This is a genomic window from Microbulbifer rhizosphaerae (assembly GCF_014191725.1).
Classification (GTDB): domain Bacteria; phylum Pseudomonadota; class Gammaproteobacteria; order Pseudomonadales; family Cellvibrionaceae; genus Microbulbifer; species Microbulbifer rhizosphaerae.
In genome coordinates, this window is the sequence record NZ_JACHWZ010000006.1 from 171,091 (window position 1) to 185,758 (window position 14,668).

The window sequence follows — 14,668 nt, forward strand, 5'->3', positions numbered from 1 at the left end:
CCTGCCTGAAACAAAGTATCTAAGGCTCGGCCTTTTTGATCCAGTAGATAAACTCGTCGTTTTCCTCCGCGTGCTGCACCAGTTCGTAGCCGAGGAACTGGCAGAACTTGGGCACGTCCCGCTGGGTGGAGGGATCGGTGGCCATCATTTGCAGCACCTCGCCGGGGCCCACTTTGCGCACCGCTGTGTGCAACATCATGACCGGCTCCGGGCACAGGAGGCCGCGGGCATCCAATATATGATCTGACTTCATGGGGGCCATTGTCCGGGATTTTCCCAACACCGTCATCTTATTTGCCGCTATGCGCGGCCAATTTGCCTATCTGCGGAAGCGGTAGTCCGGCTAAAATTTCCAAATCCAAGCCAAGAAGAGTGGAAAATGATTTACGTCTTGATCGAGCGGGAAATTGCCGAGGATATGGAGAGTACCTACGAGGAGACGGCGCGCCAGCTGCTGACCCGCGCCTACCGCACCGTGGGATTTATCGAGGGGCATACCTATCGCGCGCAGGACAATCCGCTGCGCCGATTTACCCTCTCCAAATGGCAGTCGACACTGCACTGGCAGCACTGGTACACCAGCGAGGAACGCCGCGCCCAGATGACACTGCTGACTCCCCTGCTGGCCGCCGAGGAGCGCATTACGATCCTGGAAAACGCAGAATAAAGTCCGCAGCAGCAGTAGCCGCCGCCCGCCAGTGCTGCTCACGGGTAAAGCCACTGGCACGGCGCGATTTGAAATCGTGATCGCCGTCGGCCAGCCACTCGAAACGGATGGAATCCGGCAACCGGTAAGCGGCCACCTCGTCGAAATTGCCCAGGGGGTCCCGGGTTCCCTGCACAAACAGCGCCGGGCAATCCAGGGAATAGAGATGCTCGGTGCGCAGCTTGTCCGGCTTGCCTCGGGGATGGAAGGGATAGCCCAGGCAGACCAGTCCGCCGATGCGACCCTGCTGATACTCCTCCGCGGCCAGCAGACTCGCCACCCGCCCGCCGAGGGACTTGCCGCCGATAAACAGCGGAAGCCTCTCCCTGCCGGTGGCCAGCTCACGGATCTGTTCCCGATAGCAGTCCAGCAACACTTCCATTTTGTTGGGCGGCCGTTTGCCCCCGCCGTTGCGGCGCTCGGCCATATAGGGGAACTCGAAGCGCAGCACCTCGATACCCCGTGCACAGAGACCGGCAGCAATCGCCTGCATAAATTCGCTGTCCATGGGCGCGCCGGCGCCGTGAGCGAACAGGAAACGCGCCGCGGCCTTCCCTTCCGGCCTGTCGACCAGCATTTCAGTCATCTATGGGAAGGTCCCGCGCCAGCACCAGGTTGACCGATTCCTCCCCCGGCTCGAACCAGATCACCACCTCGCCGGACTGCAACTGCCGGCGCAGGCTGGTCACCTTGTCCTCCAGGCTCGCCTCCCGTTCGCCGTAGTCGGTGCCGTCGCGGGTGGCATATTCCTCGAGGAGGTTCTGCAGGGTGCCGGAGTCCAGTTGTCGGTAGGGAATCTTCATAGTAGTGGGGTGGCAGTGGCTAAAGATGGCTATTCTAACCACTATCCACCAACCACCGGCCACTCACTATTACTCAGCGGCGGGCTTGCGGAAACGCAATGTCATACGATCGCTCTCGCCGATCGACAGGTACTTGTCCTTGTCCTGGTCGCCCAGGCGCAGTGACGGCGGCAGGGTCCACACGCCTTTCGGGTGATCGGCGGTGTCTTTCGGGTTGGCGTTGATCTCGCTGGTGGCTTCCAACTCAAAACCGGCCTTCTTCGCCAGTTCAACCACGTAGTCCTGGGTCATATAGCCGCTCTTCATCATATCCTCGCGGCTGGTGCCCGGCTTGGTCCGGTGCTCCACCACACCCAGCACACCGCCGGGCTTCAGCGCGGCAAAGAAGGTCTCGAAGGCTTTCTGTTCGTTGTCGCCACGCATCCAGTTGTGCACATTGCGGAAGGTGAGCACCGCGTCGGCGCTGCCGGCGGGCGCAATCTCGCTGCCGCCGGCGGGATCGAAGGCGGTCAGCCGGATACTGCCATAGACCTTTTTATCGGCGGCAATTTTCTTCTCGAAGGCGGTGCGGGATTTGCGAAAGTAATCGGAGCTGGTATCCGCGGGGAAGTGAGCGGCGTAGAAGGTGCCCTTTTCCATCAGGTAGGGGGCGAGAATTTCCGTGTACCAGCCGCCGCCGGGCCAGATCTCCACCACTGTCATATTCGGTTCGATACCCAGGAATTCCAACGTCTCCGCAGGGTGGCGGTACTGGTCCCTCTCCGCATAGGCGGGAGTGCGGTGGTCACCGCCGACCGCTGATTTCAGGCTGGCGGCCTGAGCGGTACCGACAATCATTGCGGAGCACAGTAGTGCTCCCAGCCATTTTTGCATTTTCATAGAGTCTCCGTTTTTATTGATTATGAATCCAGCTTCGATTCCACACTGTCGATCTTATCCTGCAGGGACTGCGTGCGGTCGGTACGGGTTCCCAGTTTCAGGCAGCCCGATGGAGTTATCAGGTAAAGCGCCAGTCGCTACAATGCAGCACAGTGTAACCACACCCCGCAGCTAAGGAATACCCCATGCAACAGCATCTCGTAATCTCCCTGATCAGCGATGACAAGCCCGGCGTAGTCGAGAAACTCTCCGCCGCGGTGGCGGAAAACGGCGGCAACTGGGAGGACAGCCGCATGGCGCACTTCGCCGGCAAGTTCGCCGGTATCCTGCGCGTCAGCGTGCCCGCGGACGCCTGTCAGGGGCTGCGGGAAGCCCTGGAAGCTCTCGCCGATGAAGGTTACAGGATTCAGGTCGAGGAGTCGCTGGCGGTGGCAGGTGGCCCCCTCCAGATCCTGAAGCTGAAACTGGTGGGCAACGACCGCCCCGGTATTGTGCGGGAGATCTCCCGCGCCCTGGCCGCGCGCCAGATCAATATGGAGCAGTTGGAAACCGGCTGCAGCAGTGTGCCCGGCAGCGGCGAGCCGCTGTTTACCGCCGAATGCACAATCGGCGTGGCGGAGGATATGGATCTCGACGGCCTGCGCGACGAACTGGACGAGATCGCCGACGAACTGGGGGTGGAGATCGACTGCGAGGAGACTTCGCCCCCGCAACTGTGAAATAATCCGCGCCGATTTACGGGGGGTCCACTCCCCGTCCTGGCCACCAAATCAGAGCCTGTTTGAAGTCTTCAGTCATCGATACTCAGTGCCGGGGCCGGGTACGGTGCCTCTTTCCGGGACACGGGCTGGGCGCCCCCCTTAAATACGTCCCTGTACGCTCTCCACGGCCATCCCTGGCCGCAGACAAAGCGGCAGGATTGCCGTTTTGGACGCCGGAGGAGCCCGCAGGGCGAGGGCCATGGATGGCCCAAGTCAACGTCCCGGAAAAAGGCCCCGCACCCGGCCTGATAACTCAGTGCAAGATTCCAAACAGGCGCTCAGGGCTCCATGTTCAAAATCGTCCTCTATCAACCGGAAATCGCCCCAAACACCGGCAATATCATCCGCCTCTGCGCCAATACCGGCGCCGAGCTGCACCTGATTGAGCCGCTGGGCTTCGCCATGGACGACAAGCGGCTGCGCCGCGCCGGGCTGGATTACCGCGAGTACAGCCGTGTGGAACGCCACCGGGACTGGCAGGCCTTTGTGGATGCGGAGCAACCCGCGCGGGTGCTGGCGCTGTCCACCAAGGGCCGTCGGAACCACGCGGAAATAGATTACCGGCCCGGCGACGTTATCGTCTTCGGCCCCGAGACCCGCGGCCTGCCGGCGGAATTCCTCGCCCGCGTGGGCGCGGAGCACACACTGCGCATCCCCATGCGCGCCGACAGCCGCAGCCTCAACCTCTCCAACGCCGCCGCCGTGGTCGTCTACGAAGCCTGGCGGCAACTGGGATTTCCCGAAGCGCAATAAAGACTGACCATGCACGCACCGATCGGACTCTTTTACGGCTCCAGCACCTGCTACACAGAAATGGCCGCGGAGAAAATCCGCGAGCGCCTCGGCGCCGAGTGGGTGGACCTGCACAATATCGCCGACGGCGATATCGCCGCAGTGGAGAACTACGACTTCCTGATTTTCGGTATCCCCACCTGGGATTACGGCGAACTGCAGGAGGACTGGGAAAACTGCTGGGACGAGCTGGCCCTGCTCGACCTGCACGGCAAGACAGCGGCCCTGTTCGGCCTCGGCGACCAGGAGGGCTATCCGCAGTGGTTCCAGGACGCTCTCGGCTACCTGCATGCGCAGGTGGTGACCCTGGGCGCCCGGGCGGTGGGCTACTGGCCCGCGGAGGGTTACCAGTTCGAGGAATCCAAGGGACTGACGGAGGACGGCAGCCGGTTTGTCGGCCTGGCCCTGGACGAGGAAAACGAGTTCGAGCTCTCCGACGAGCGCATCGACCAGTGGTGTGCCCAGGTGATGCGCGAGTTCGGCTTGAGCCAGTGAGCAAAGACAAACTTCACGCGGATATCGAGTGGCGCGACGACGGCCAGCCCCTTTCCCGCGCCTTTGACGATATCTACTTCTCCAGCAGCTCTTCTCCGCAAGAGGGCCTGGAAGAGAGCCGCTACGTCTTCCTGCAACAGAACCGGCTGCCCGAGCGCTGGGCGGAGCTGCCGAAAGGCGCCGTTTTTACCATCGGCGAAACCGGCTTCGGCACCGGCCTGAATTTCCTCGCCGCCTGGCAGCTGTGGCTGGACACAGCGCCAACAAGCGCCCGCCTGCATTTCATCTCGGTGGAAAAATACCCCCTCCACAGCGCAGACCTGCAACGCGCCCTCGATCTCTGGCCGCAGCTTCAGCCGCTGGCCGGGCAGTTGTTGCGGGATTACCCGCCCCTGCTCGCCGCCGGTGTGCACCGGCTGCACTTCGAGCGTATCTGCCTGACCCTGGTGATCGGCGAGGCCAGCGCAGCGCTCCGCTCCCTCTGCCTGGAGGACGAGCGCAGCGACCGGCTTGTCGACGCCTGGTTCCTGGACGGTTTCGCGCCGGCCAAGAATCCGGCCATGTGGACACCGGAACTGTTCGGGAATATGGCCGCGCTCAGCAAACCGGGAGCCACTTTCGCCACCTTTACCTGCGCGGGCCTGGTCAAGCGCGGATTGAAGGACGCCGGTTTTGGGCTGGAGAAGGTACCCGGTTACGGGCGCAAGCGGGAGATGTTGCGGGGTGTACTGGAAAAAACCGGGCCTGCCGAAATTACTTCCACTCCCTGGCATTTGCCAGACAGCGAGTCCGATCGCGGCCAACGGCCGCTCCTACAGCCTGTTCCCCCCCTTGTAGGAGCGGTCCGGCCGGGAGCGGTCCGGCCGGGAGCGGCCGCTGGCCGCGAACCGTCCTCACAGCAGACCATCGCCGTTATCGGCGCCGGCATCTCCGGCGCCACCGCCGCCCGCGCCCTGGCGGAACGCGGCCGGAAGGTCAGGGTTTTCGAGCAGGGCCCGGAGCCCGGCAGCGGGGCCTCCGGCAATGACCAGGGCATCCTCTACGCCAAACTGTCTCCCAAGCCCGGCCCCAACGGCGACTTCAACCTCCACGCGCTGCTGTTCGCGCTGCGCTACTACCGCAATTACTGCGCGGATGCGGCGCATTTCTGCGGCCTGCTGCAACTGGCGCAGAGCGACAAAGAGCGGGAGTTGCAGCGGCAGGTCGCCGCGTGGCTCGACTTTCACCGGGCCGGGGAGCTGGCCCGGGCCGTGGACGCAGTCGAAGCCGGCAGAATCGCCGGCCTGCCACTGGATTTCGGCGGATTGTATTTCCCCTCCGCCGGCTGGCTGGAACCGCAAAAAGTCTGCGCGACGCTGCTGCGGCACGAAAATATCGAACTGCATTGCAATACGGCAATCGAGGAACTGCAGCAACGAGAAAACGGGTGGTTGCTGAAAACCTGTAGGAGCGGCCGCTCCCGGCCGGACCGCTCCCGGCCGGACCGCTCCCGGCCGGACCGCTCCTACATCGATAACGAAGAATTTTCAGCAGACGCGGTGGTTGTCTGCACCGCCAACGGTATGACACAGTTTGCTCAAACCAGTCCCCTGCCCCTCCGCCCCATTCGCGGCCAGGTTTCCAGCGCGGCCGCAGGCCAACAGTCGCAGAAGCTCGAAACCGTGCTCTGCGGCGAGGGTTATCTGGCCCCCGCTTTTCACGGCCGCCACACCTTCGGTGCCACTTTCAAGTTAAAGGAAACACAGACCGAATTGCGCGAATCGGAGCACCGGGAAAACCTGGCCAACCTGGCCGAGCTGCTGCCACAGATAGCCGGGGAGTTTTCCACCGGCCCGATGCAGGGCCGCGCCGCGGTGCGCGCCGCCACCCCCGATTACCTGCCGGTGACCGGGCCTGTGCCCGACTGGGAATCACTAAACAACACCTACGCGGCACTGGGAAAAAACCGCAAACAGCTGATCGCGCAGACCGCCGACTACCAGCGGAACCTGTTCGTCCTCGGCGGACTGGGTTCCCGCGGATTCACCTATGCGCCGCTGACGGCGGAGGTGCTCACCGCCTGGCTGTGCGGGGAAGTGATGCCGGTCAGTTGCGATCTGGTAAAGGCACTGCACCCGGCGCGCTTTGCCATTCGCGCCCTGGGCAAAAAGAAGGGAAATTGAACTTCCCCTGTAGGAGCGGCCGTTGGCCGCGATCAATAGTGGGTCGGAGTGGTGGAAGACCTCCCCCGCACCGTCAAGCCTCCGGTGCGGTCGAGGCCAGCAAACTGCCGCTGCCGGAACCGCAGGCCACAATCGACTTCATCGCCGCCTCCACGGTCACATTGGGCAGGATCTCAACACAGTCCGCCGGCACATGGAACACGAAACCGGAAGTGGGCACCGGCGCTGTGGGCACGTACACGGTGTAGTCGCCATTGGCGTGCCGGGAGGTGACGATGGCGGTGACTGAAAGCGGGTTGTCGGCGCCGTGAATGCGCACCCGCGCCACCGGCCCGGACAGCACCCCCTCGCCACCGCCACCGATAAACTGCAGCACCAGGTCCTTGATGGTACTGTAGCCGGGCGCCAGGCGGCTCAGCCACCGGTCCACTTGATTGTGCATCCAGCGCCCCACCCCAGTCTTGACGACCAGCCCGATCAGGAAGCAGCCGCCGAGAATCAGCCCTATCACCGCCAGCTGGGCGAGGGTATCCTTGATCGTCGTGTGGGTTTCCATCCATTGGGTGGCCGGCGCCACCAGTTCGCTGATCTGGCCAAACAGCCATTGGAACAGCAGAATGAAAATAGCGATGGGCAGCACCACCGCCAGCCCGCCCAAAAGGGTCAAGGTGATAAAGGTTTTTACTCTGGTCATAATTTTCCAATGCGAATACTGAAAGCACTGTTGCTGGCGCTGGCGCCCGTTGCGGCCCTGGCCGCGGCGGCTCCGCTGCCGGAAACCCCGTTCGAACTGCTGGGTGAGCGCAGCCGCCCGGCGGATCGCTTTACCCAGGGTCTCTATTTCGACGGCGAGCGCTGGTGGGAGAGCAGCGGGCTCTACCGGCGCTCCTGGCTGGCCGAGTATACCGACCCCGGCGGCAATCCCCTAAGGCGCAAATGGCTGGCTGAGAACCGCTTCGCAGAGGGCCTGGCGGTGCACGGCGACAAACTGTACCTGCTCACTTACAGGGCCGGCGAACTGCAGGTCTATCGCCGCAAAGACCTCGCCCCCGTGAACAAACTGGGTTACTCGGGCGAAGGCTGGGGGCTCGCCAGCGACGGCGAGCAGCTGATTATGAGCGACGGCTCCGACGAACTCACCTTTCGCAACCCGGACACCTTCGAAGTCGAGCGGCGCTTAAAAGTGCACGGCGGCGGGGAGGAGTGGACGCGCCTGAACGAACTGGAATATGTGCGGGGGCTGATCTGGGCCAACATCTGGCAGGACTCGCGCATCATCGCCATCGATCCCGCCAGCGGCGAAGTGCGCGGGCTGGTCGACCTGCGATCCCTGGCGCCGGAGAGTCGCCACCCGGACGTTGTCGCCAACGGCATCGCCTGGGATGAAAAGCGCAACGGGCTCTGGGTGACGGGGAAATACTGGCCGAAGCTCTACCTGATTCGACCCCAGGGCCTGGGATTTGATGCCCCGGGAACGCGGAGCTCCAGCTCCGCATCAGGGGCGGAGCTGGAGCTCCGCGTTCCCGGCATCAGCCCCGATAAACATCGATAACAGTCAGCACCCCGCCGCCGCGCACCAGTTCGAGTGCCTCCCCGGAGATCTGCAGGCGGAAGCCGTGGCCCTGCGGCTGCAGGCTGACGCCTTCGGGACCATTGGCGCCGTCGTAGAGCTGCTTATTGTCACCGTCGCCCCCCAACCACTGCACTCCTTCCACCCGGCGCATTCCGGGCAGATGCAAAGTCAGGACCTGTAGGTCCGCCGGCAGCGGGCGCAGCTCCACCCGCGCGATACCACTGGCAGTGGCGACAGAGAAAGACAGTTGATTTTTCGGCGCCGGTTGCCAGCCGAGATGGGTGTCCGCCAGGGCGGACTGCACCAGGGAGTGACGGGGCGCCGTGGTCGCGCATCCGGCGAGACCAACTGCCAACAGCAAAGAGAGTGTTATCGGGGCACGCATAGCGTTATCCATGCTATGACTATGGTCCGCCGATTATAGGTGCTCTCTTTTGTTCCAGAAGGAAAACGGCGACAAAATTGTGAAGGGGTTCCATTGCCCTTTCTCTTTGTAGGAGCGGCGGGGCGGCCATCCGCCCATGGCCGCGATCGGCCTCGCTACCTAGTAAATGCCGATCGCGGCCAGCGGCCGCTCCTACAGGGTAATAACCCGCAAACATCGCCAGCTCCCGCCACCAAAACGTTATACTCCACCCCCATGCAAAACATCCCACAAGACCCACAACAAATCCTCGAACACGTCTTCGGCTACAGCGCCTTCCGCGGCCCGCAGCGGGAGATCATCGACACCTTGATGACCGGCGGGGACGCGCTGGTACTGATGCCCACCGGCGGCGGCAAGTCCCTCTGCTACCAGATCCCGGCGCTGGCGCGGCCCGGCTGCGGGGTCGTGATCTCGCCGCTGATCGCGCTGATGCAGGACCAGGTGGAAGCGCTGCGGGCCGCGGGGGTCAACGCGGCATTCCTCAACTCCTCCCTGCCCTTCGACGAGGCCCAGGCCATCGAGGGCGCGCTGCTGCGCAATGAGCTGGACCTGATCTACCTGGCCCCGGAGCGCCTGCTGCAGCCGCGCACTCTGGAACTGCTACAGCGAATTGAACTGTCGCTGTTCGCCATCGACGAGGCCCACTGCGTATCCCAGTGGGGCCACGACTTCCGCGCCGATTACCTGCATCTGAACTGCCTGCACGAGCAGTTCCCCAGCGTACCGCGCATCGCCCTCACCGCCACCGCGGACGCGCGCACCCGGGGGGAAATCGCCCACCGCCTGGACCTGCAGGAACAAAGAGGCGCGCGACATTTTGTCAGCAGCTTCGACCGCCCCAATATCCAGTACCGTATCGCCCAGAAGGACAATCCCCGCCGCCAGCTGCTGCAATTCCTGCGCGCGGAACAGCAGGGCAGCGCCGGTATCGTCTACTGTCTGTCCCGCAACAAAGTCGAGAACACCGCCGACTGGCTGTGCCAGCAGGGCTTTACCGCCCTCCCTTATCACGCCGGCCTGCCCGCGCCGCTACGCGCGGAACACCAGCGGCGCTTTTTGCGCGAAGAAGGCGTGATCATCGTCGCCACCATCGCCTTCGGCATGGGCATCGACAAACCGGACGTGCGCTTCGTGGCCCACCTGGATCTACCCAAGAGTGTCGAGGCCTACTACCAGGAGACCGGCCGCGCCGGGCGCGACGGCGAAGCGGCCACCGCGCTGTTGCTCTACGGCCTGGAGGACGTGGTGAAGCTGGCGCAGATGGCGGAATCCTCCGAGGGCAGCGAGGAACACAAGCGGCAGGAGCGAGCGCGACTGAACGCCATGCTCGGCCTGTGCGAAATCACCAGTTGCCGTCGCCAAGCCCTGCTGCGCTATTTCGGCGAGGAACTTGCGGAGCCCTGTGGCAACTGCGACACCTGCCTGGAACCGCCGCAGACCTGGGACGGTACCCAGGCGGCGGCCAAACTACTGTCCTGCGTCTACCGCACCGGCCAGCGCTTCGGCGCCGCCCACGTGATCGACGTACTGCGCGGCTCGGAAAACGAAAAGGTGCGCAAGTTTGGCCACCAGAACCTCTCCACCTATGGCATAGGCACGGATCTATCCGCTGTCGAGTGGCGAGGTGTTGTCCGTCAACTGGTGGTGCGCGGCTACCTGGAGGTGGAGGGGGAATTCAGCAGCGTCCGGCTGACCGAAGCTTGTCGCCCACTGCTGCGCGGCGAGGAATCCATCCAGTTGCGCAAGCTGCCGCCCAAAGCCGCCCGCGCGGAAACGCGCAGGGCTTCCGCCCCGGCGACGGAACTCACCGCCGCCGACGAACCTCTCTGGGAGGCCCTGCGCGCCTGCCGAAAGCAACTGGCGGAAGAAAACGGCGTGCCGCCCTATGTGGTCTTCCACGATGCAACCTTGCGTGAAATGGCCAGCGCCAAGCCGCAAACTCCGGAGGAACTGCTGGCCATCTCCGGGGTGGGCGACAGCAAGCTGGAGCGGTTTGGCGATGCCTTTCTGGCGGTTTTGCAGGAATATCAGTCCGCAACGGTCGATTAATATATTTAACGCACGGCAAAGCTTCCCGCTTTGGTCCCCCTCTCCCGCTTGCGGGGGAGGGGCTGGGGGAGGGGGCTCCCAGCAACGCCTTCCCCTCTCCCCCAACCCCTCTCCCCGGAGGGGAGAGGGGAGCGAACACATCCCAGTCATTCGAGTCTATAACCGAACAATCATTCGACTATTGTAAACTTTATTAACCGCCCCTAGACTCACCTCAAGCAAACAAAAACAGAGGTTAATCATGGCCCAGATCGACATTCGCGCCGGTTTGAGCAACGAGGAACTCGACGCCCACTGGATGCCGTTTACCGGCAACCGCCACTTCAAGTCCGAACCGCGGCTGTTTGTCAGCGCCGAGGGCATGCACTACACCACGGCGGACGGCCGCTCGGTGCTGGACGGCTTCTCCGGCCTCTGGTGCAGCAACGCCGGCCACGGCCGCAAGGAAATCGCCGACGCGGTAGCCCAGCAGCTCACCGCCCTCGACTACTCTCCCGCCTTCCAATTCGGTCACCCGCTGGCGTTCAAGCTGGCCAGGCGCCTGGCGGACATAGCGCCGGGCGATCTGAACCGGGTCTTCTTTTGCAACTCCGGCTCCGAGGCCGCGGACACCGCGCTGAAAATCGCCCGCGCCTACTGGCGCGTCGCTGGGCGGCCGGAAAAGAACCGCCTGGTGGGCCGCGCCCAGGGCTACCACGGGGTGAACTTCGGTGGCATCTCCGTGGGCGGCATGGTGGGCAACCGCAAAACCTTCGGCCCGGCGCTGGACGTGGATCACCTCCCCCATACCCTCTTACCGGAAAACGCCTTTTCCCGCGGCTTGCCGGAACACGGCGGCACGGACATGGCCGAGCGGCTGATGGATATCATCAATCTCCAGGGGGCGGAAAATATCGCCGCAGTGATGGTGGAACCCTTCGCCGGCTCCGCCGGGGTGATACTGCCGCCGAAAGGCTATCTGCAGCGCCTGCGGGAAATTTGCGACCAGCACCATATCCTGCTGATCTTCGACGAAGTAATCACCGGCTTCGGCCGCACCGGCTCCGCGTTTGCCGCGCAGGAATTCGGCGTACAGCCGGATATCATGACCACCGCCAAGGGTATCTCCAACGGCGCCGTTCCACTCGGCGCGGTGTTTGTCCGCGAGGGCATCTATGACGCTTTTATGCAGGGACCGGAACATATTCCCGAACTGGCCCACGGCTATACCTATTCCGCGCATCCGGTGGCCTGCGCCGCGGCCATGGCGACCCTGGATATCTACGAAAGGGAAAACCTGTTCGCGCGGGTCCGGGAACTGGCGCCGCATTTCGAGGACGCCCTGCACGGCCTGAAAGACGAGCGCCATGTGATCGACATTCGCAACTACGGCCTGGCCGGCGCAGTCCAACTGCAACCCCGCGACGGCGAGCCCGGCAAACGCGCGATGGAAGTGGTGCTGGAGGCCTACCGGCGCGGTGTACTGCTGCGCTGGACCGGAGATACCATCGCCGTGGCACCGCCGTTTATTATTCAACCGGAACAGATAGACCAGATTGCGCAGACCCTGTCAGAAATTCTGCACAGCCTGGATTAAACACCTGTAGGGGCGGCCGCTCCCACGAAAACGAATTCGGAACTGGAAAAATCCGAAGGAGAAAACCATGAACACCATCGGCCATCTGATCAACGGCGAACAGGTCAACCGCGAAGGCGATCGCCATCAGGACATTGCCAATCCCTCCACCAATGAAGTGAGCGCGCGCGTATGCCTGGCGAGCCGGGCCACCGTTGACGAAGCCATCGCCGCGGCCCAGGCCGCCTACCCCGCCTGGCGTAACACACCGCCGATCAAGCGGGCGAGGCTCATGTTCCGCCTCAAGGACCTGCTGGAAGAGAATGCAGAGAAAATCTGCGAACTCATCACCCGCGAACACGGCAAAGTATTCAACGACGCCATGGGCGAACTGCGGCGCGGTATCGAAAATGTGGAGTACGCCTGCAGCATACCGGAGCTATTAAAAGGCGAGCACAGCAAAAACGTCGGCCCCGCAATCGATTCCTGGAGCGAATTCCAGCCCCTGGGCGTCTGTGCCGGCATCACCCCGTTCAACTTCCCAGCCATGGTGCCCCTGTGGATGTGGCCCATGGCCGTCGCCTGCGGCAACACCTTCGTGCTCAAGCCCTCGGAGCGTGACCCCAGCTCCGCGCTGTTTATCGCCCAACTGGGGCTGGAGGCGGGCATACCCGCCGGCGTGCTCAACGTGGTCAACGGCGATAAAGAGGCGGTGGACACACTGCTCACCGATTCCCGCGTACAGGCGGTGAGCTTCGTGGGTTCCACGCCGATTGCCGAATACGTCTATACCACCGGCAACGCCAACGGCAAGCGGGTACAGGCTTTCGGCGGGGCGAAAAACCACGCCGTCGTAATGCCGGATGCGGACCTGGACAATGCGGTCAACGCCCTGATGGGCGCCGCCTACGGCTCCTGCGGCGAACGCTGCATGGCCATCTCCGTCGCCGTCGCCGTGGGCGATGCCACCGCCGATACGCTGATCGAAAAACTCAAAGAGCAGATCGCCAAATTAAAAGTGGGCGACGGCATGGACAACGGCAATGATATGGGCCCGCTGGTCACCCGCGCACACAAGAAAAAAGTCGAAGGCTATATCGCCAAGGGCCTGGAGGAAGGTGCTGAACTGGTGGTGGATGGCCGCGGCCTGACAGTGCCCGGCTTCGAAAGCGGCAACTACCTGGGTGCCTGCCTGTTCGACAAGGTCACCCCGGAAATGACCATTCACTCCGACGAGATCTTCGGCCCGGTGCTGTGTGTGATGCGCGCGAAAACCATGCAGGAGGCGATGGATATTGTCGACGCCCACGAATACGGCAACGGCACCTGCATTTTCACCCGCGACGGCGAGGCCGCACGCTACTTCTCCGACAATATCAAAGTGGGCATGGTGGGCATCAACGTACCCCTGCCGGTACCGGTCGCCTACCACAGCTTCGGCGGCTGGAAACGCTCCCTGTTCGGCGACCTGCACGCCTACGGCCCGGACTCGGTGCGCTTCTACACCAAACGCAAAAGCGTAACCCAGCGCTGGCCGGCGAGTGGGGTGCGGGAGGGAGTGCAGTTTACATTTCCCAGCAACGGCTGATCTCTGGGATGCGCTCCGCACATCCCAACCGCTGTAGGAGCGGCTCATGGCCGCGATCAGATCTCGCCAATCGCACGGGCTTTCGCAGCCGTAGGGCATCCCTCCATTGGGTTCTGTACAGCCTCCAAATCGCAGTGGACAGGGATAACGACTTTCCTGCAGACTACCTCGTCAAATAGAGGTATAAGCCAGAAATACAGACCGGGAGATTCGAGGTCGCAAGATGGCATCAGCCTTTTCCCATGTCGTCATTCCCGCTGTGATTTACGCCGCTTTTAAAAGCGGTTCGATCAATATCCGACTACTCGTCGTCGCAGCCGCGCTCTCCGTACTTCCCGACCTGGACGTTGTTGCCTTTAAGTTTGGCATTCCCTACGAATCGCAATGGGGGCACCGGGGATTCACGCACTCGCTGGTGTTTTCCGCAGCGATCTCCCTGCTGGTAGTCTTCTTTCACCGGAAAATCCGCTCGAAGCCACTGACTGTATTTGCCGTATGCTTTGCGGCGAGCGTCTCCCACGCAATCCTGGACGCGATGACCAATGGCGGACTCGGCGTAGCCCTGTATTGGCCGTTCAGCTCGGAAAGGATTTTCCTTCCCTACCGGCCTATCCAGGTTTCCCCGATTGGGGTTGGCGCCTTCTTTACGGAAAAAGGGCTGCGAGTGATATCTTCAGAACTTTTCTGGGTTCTGATTCCGGGGCTTGTGGTCGGCACTCTCGGCGCACTGACAAGGCGTTATCGTGCGAAAAATAAATAGCGGCCCGCGGGAAATCTGACACCTGATATCGGGTTAGCAAGCTGGCTCCAATTACCCACTTTCGTTGCCACCGAAAAGCTTACCGGTTCCCTTCCTAAAAACAAGCAAGGCAGCCCAA

16 protein-coding genes are annotated in these 14,668 nt (G+C 62.7%); 10 read left to right on the forward strand and 6 right to left on the reverse strand.

The genetic code is table 11. The features are described from left to right. Positions 1-19 precede the first annotated feature (19 nt). A complete protein-coding gene (gene tusA / locus FHS09_RS08255; RefSeq protein WP_183458651.1) occupies positions 20-253 on the reverse strand; it encodes a sulfurtransferase TusA in 234 nt (77 codons plus the stop codon). 126 nt (positions 254-379) lie between these two features. Here tusA and FHS09_RS08260 point away from each other — a divergent pair, with 126 nt between their 5' ends. Continuing rightward, positions 380-667: an antibiotic biosynthesis monooxygenase family protein gene (locus FHS09_RS08260; RefSeq protein WP_183458653.1), complete on the forward strand. Its 288-nt coding sequence runs from the start codon at positions 380-382 to the stop codon at positions 665-667. On the opposite strand, the gene FHS09_RS08265 is transcribed toward FHS09_RS08260, so the two are convergent. Genes FHS09_RS08265 through FHS09_RS08275 form a run of 3 tightly spaced genes read right to left on the reverse strand, consistent with a single transcriptional unit; the run spans position 642 to position 2,388 of the window. After that, positions 642-1,292, reverse strand: a complete 651-nt coding sequence (locus FHS09_RS08265) for an alpha/beta family hydrolase (RefSeq protein WP_183458654.1) — start codon at positions 1,290-1,292, stop codon at positions 642-644. The two genes, FHS09_RS08260 and FHS09_RS08265, sit on opposite strands and share 26 nt — an antisense overlap. Next, on the reverse strand, positions 1,285-1,551 hold the full coding sequence (locus tag FHS09_RS08270) for a YheU family protein (protein WP_343057443.1): 267 nt from the start codon (positions 1,549-1,551) through the stop codon (positions 1,285-1,287). The genes FHS09_RS08265 and FHS09_RS08270 overlap by 8 nt, the downstream gene beginning before the upstream one ends. 27 nt (positions 1,552-1,578) lie before the next feature. Further along, positions 1,579-2,388: a class I SAM-dependent methyltransferase gene (locus FHS09_RS08275; protein WP_221191867.1), complete on the reverse strand. Its 810-nt coding sequence runs from the start codon at positions 2,386-2,388 to the stop codon at positions 1,579-1,581. A 185-nt stretch (positions 2,389-2,573) separates the two neighbouring features. Between FHS09_RS08275 and FHS09_RS08280 the strand changes: the two genes are divergently transcribed. The 4 genes from FHS09_RS08280 (at position 2,574) to mnmC1 (ending at position 6,598) form a co-directional block, all read left to right on the forward strand. Further along, complete coding sequence (locus FHS09_RS08280) at positions 2,574-3,107, forward strand: glycine cleavage system transcriptional repressor (RefSeq protein ID WP_183458657.1); 534 nt, start codon at positions 2,574-2,576, stop codon at positions 3,105-3,107. A gap of 330 nt (positions 3,108-3,437) precedes the next feature. Beyond that, positions 3,438-3,902, forward strand: a complete 465-nt coding sequence (gene trmL / locus FHS09_RS08285; RefSeq protein WP_183458659.1) for a tRNA (uridine(34)/cytosine(34)/5-carboxymethylaminomethyluridine(34)-2'-O)-methyltransferase TrmL — start codon at positions 3,438-3,440, stop codon at positions 3,900-3,902. A 9-nt stretch (positions 3,903-3,911) separates the two neighbouring features. Beyond that, positions 3,912-4,436, forward strand: a complete 525-nt coding sequence (fldB, locus tag FHS09_RS08290) for a flavodoxin FldB (RefSeq protein ID WP_183458661.1) — start codon at positions 3,912-3,914, stop codon at positions 4,434-4,436. Next, positions 4,433-6,598, forward strand: a complete 2,166-nt coding sequence (gene mnmC1 / locus FHS09_RS08295) for an FAD-dependent 5-carboxymethylaminomethyl-2-thiouridine(34) oxidoreductase MnmC1 (RefSeq protein ID WP_343057444.1) — start codon at positions 4,433-4,435, stop codon at positions 6,596-6,598. The genes fldB and mnmC1 overlap by 4 nt, the downstream gene beginning before the upstream one ends. 73 nt (positions 6,599-6,671) lie before the next feature. Here mnmC1 and FHS09_RS08300 read toward each other — a convergent pair whose 3' ends face one another. Next, on the reverse strand, positions 6,672-7,292 hold the full coding sequence (locus FHS09_RS08300) for a DUF502 domain-containing protein (RefSeq protein ID WP_183458663.1): 621 nt from the start codon (positions 7,290-7,292) through the stop codon (positions 6,672-6,674). A gap of 9 nt (positions 7,293-7,301) precedes the next feature. Here FHS09_RS08300 and FHS09_RS08305 point away from each other — a divergent pair, with 9 nt between their 5' ends. After that, positions 7,302-8,150 (forward strand): glutaminyl-peptide cyclotransferase, encoded by an 849-nt coding sequence (locus FHS09_RS08305; protein ID WP_183458665.1) that lies wholly within the window; start codon positions 7,302-7,304, stop codon positions 8,148-8,150. On the opposite strand, the gene FHS09_RS08310 is transcribed toward FHS09_RS08305, so the two are convergent. Beyond that, on the reverse strand, positions 8,128-8,556 hold the full coding sequence (locus FHS09_RS08310) for a hypothetical protein (protein WP_183458667.1): 429 nt from the start codon (positions 8,554-8,556) through the stop codon (positions 8,128-8,130). The two genes, FHS09_RS08305 and FHS09_RS08310, sit on opposite strands and share 23 nt — an antisense overlap. A gap of 255 nt (positions 8,557-8,811) precedes the next feature. Here FHS09_RS08310 and recQ point away from each other — a divergent pair, with 255 nt between their 5' ends. From recQ to FHS09_RS08330, 4 genes are all read left to right on the forward strand, one after another. Further along, on the forward strand, positions 8,812-10,647 hold the full coding sequence (recQ, locus tag FHS09_RS08315; protein WP_183458669.1) for a DNA helicase RecQ: 1,836 nt from the start codon (positions 8,812-8,814) through the stop codon (positions 10,645-10,647). A 241-nt stretch (positions 10,648-10,888) separates the two neighbouring features. Beyond that, a complete protein-coding gene (gene aptA / locus FHS09_RS08320; protein WP_183458671.1) occupies positions 10,889-12,223 on the forward strand; it encodes an omega-aminotransferase AptA in 1,335 nt (444 codons plus the stop codon). 67 nt (positions 12,224-12,290) lie between these two features. Next, the gene (locus FHS09_RS08325; protein ID WP_183458673.1) at positions 12,291-13,790 is read left to right on the forward strand and encodes a CoA-acylating methylmalonate-semialdehyde dehydrogenase; all 1,500 of its coding nucleotides are present in this window, start codon (positions 12,291-12,293) and stop codon (positions 13,788-13,790) included. Between the two features lie 223 nt (positions 13,791-14,013). Further along, positions 14,014-14,550, forward strand: a complete 537-nt coding sequence (locus FHS09_RS08330; protein WP_183458675.1) for a metal-dependent hydrolase — start codon at positions 14,014-14,016, stop codon at positions 14,548-14,550. Positions 14,551-14,668: the final 118 nt, after the last annotated feature.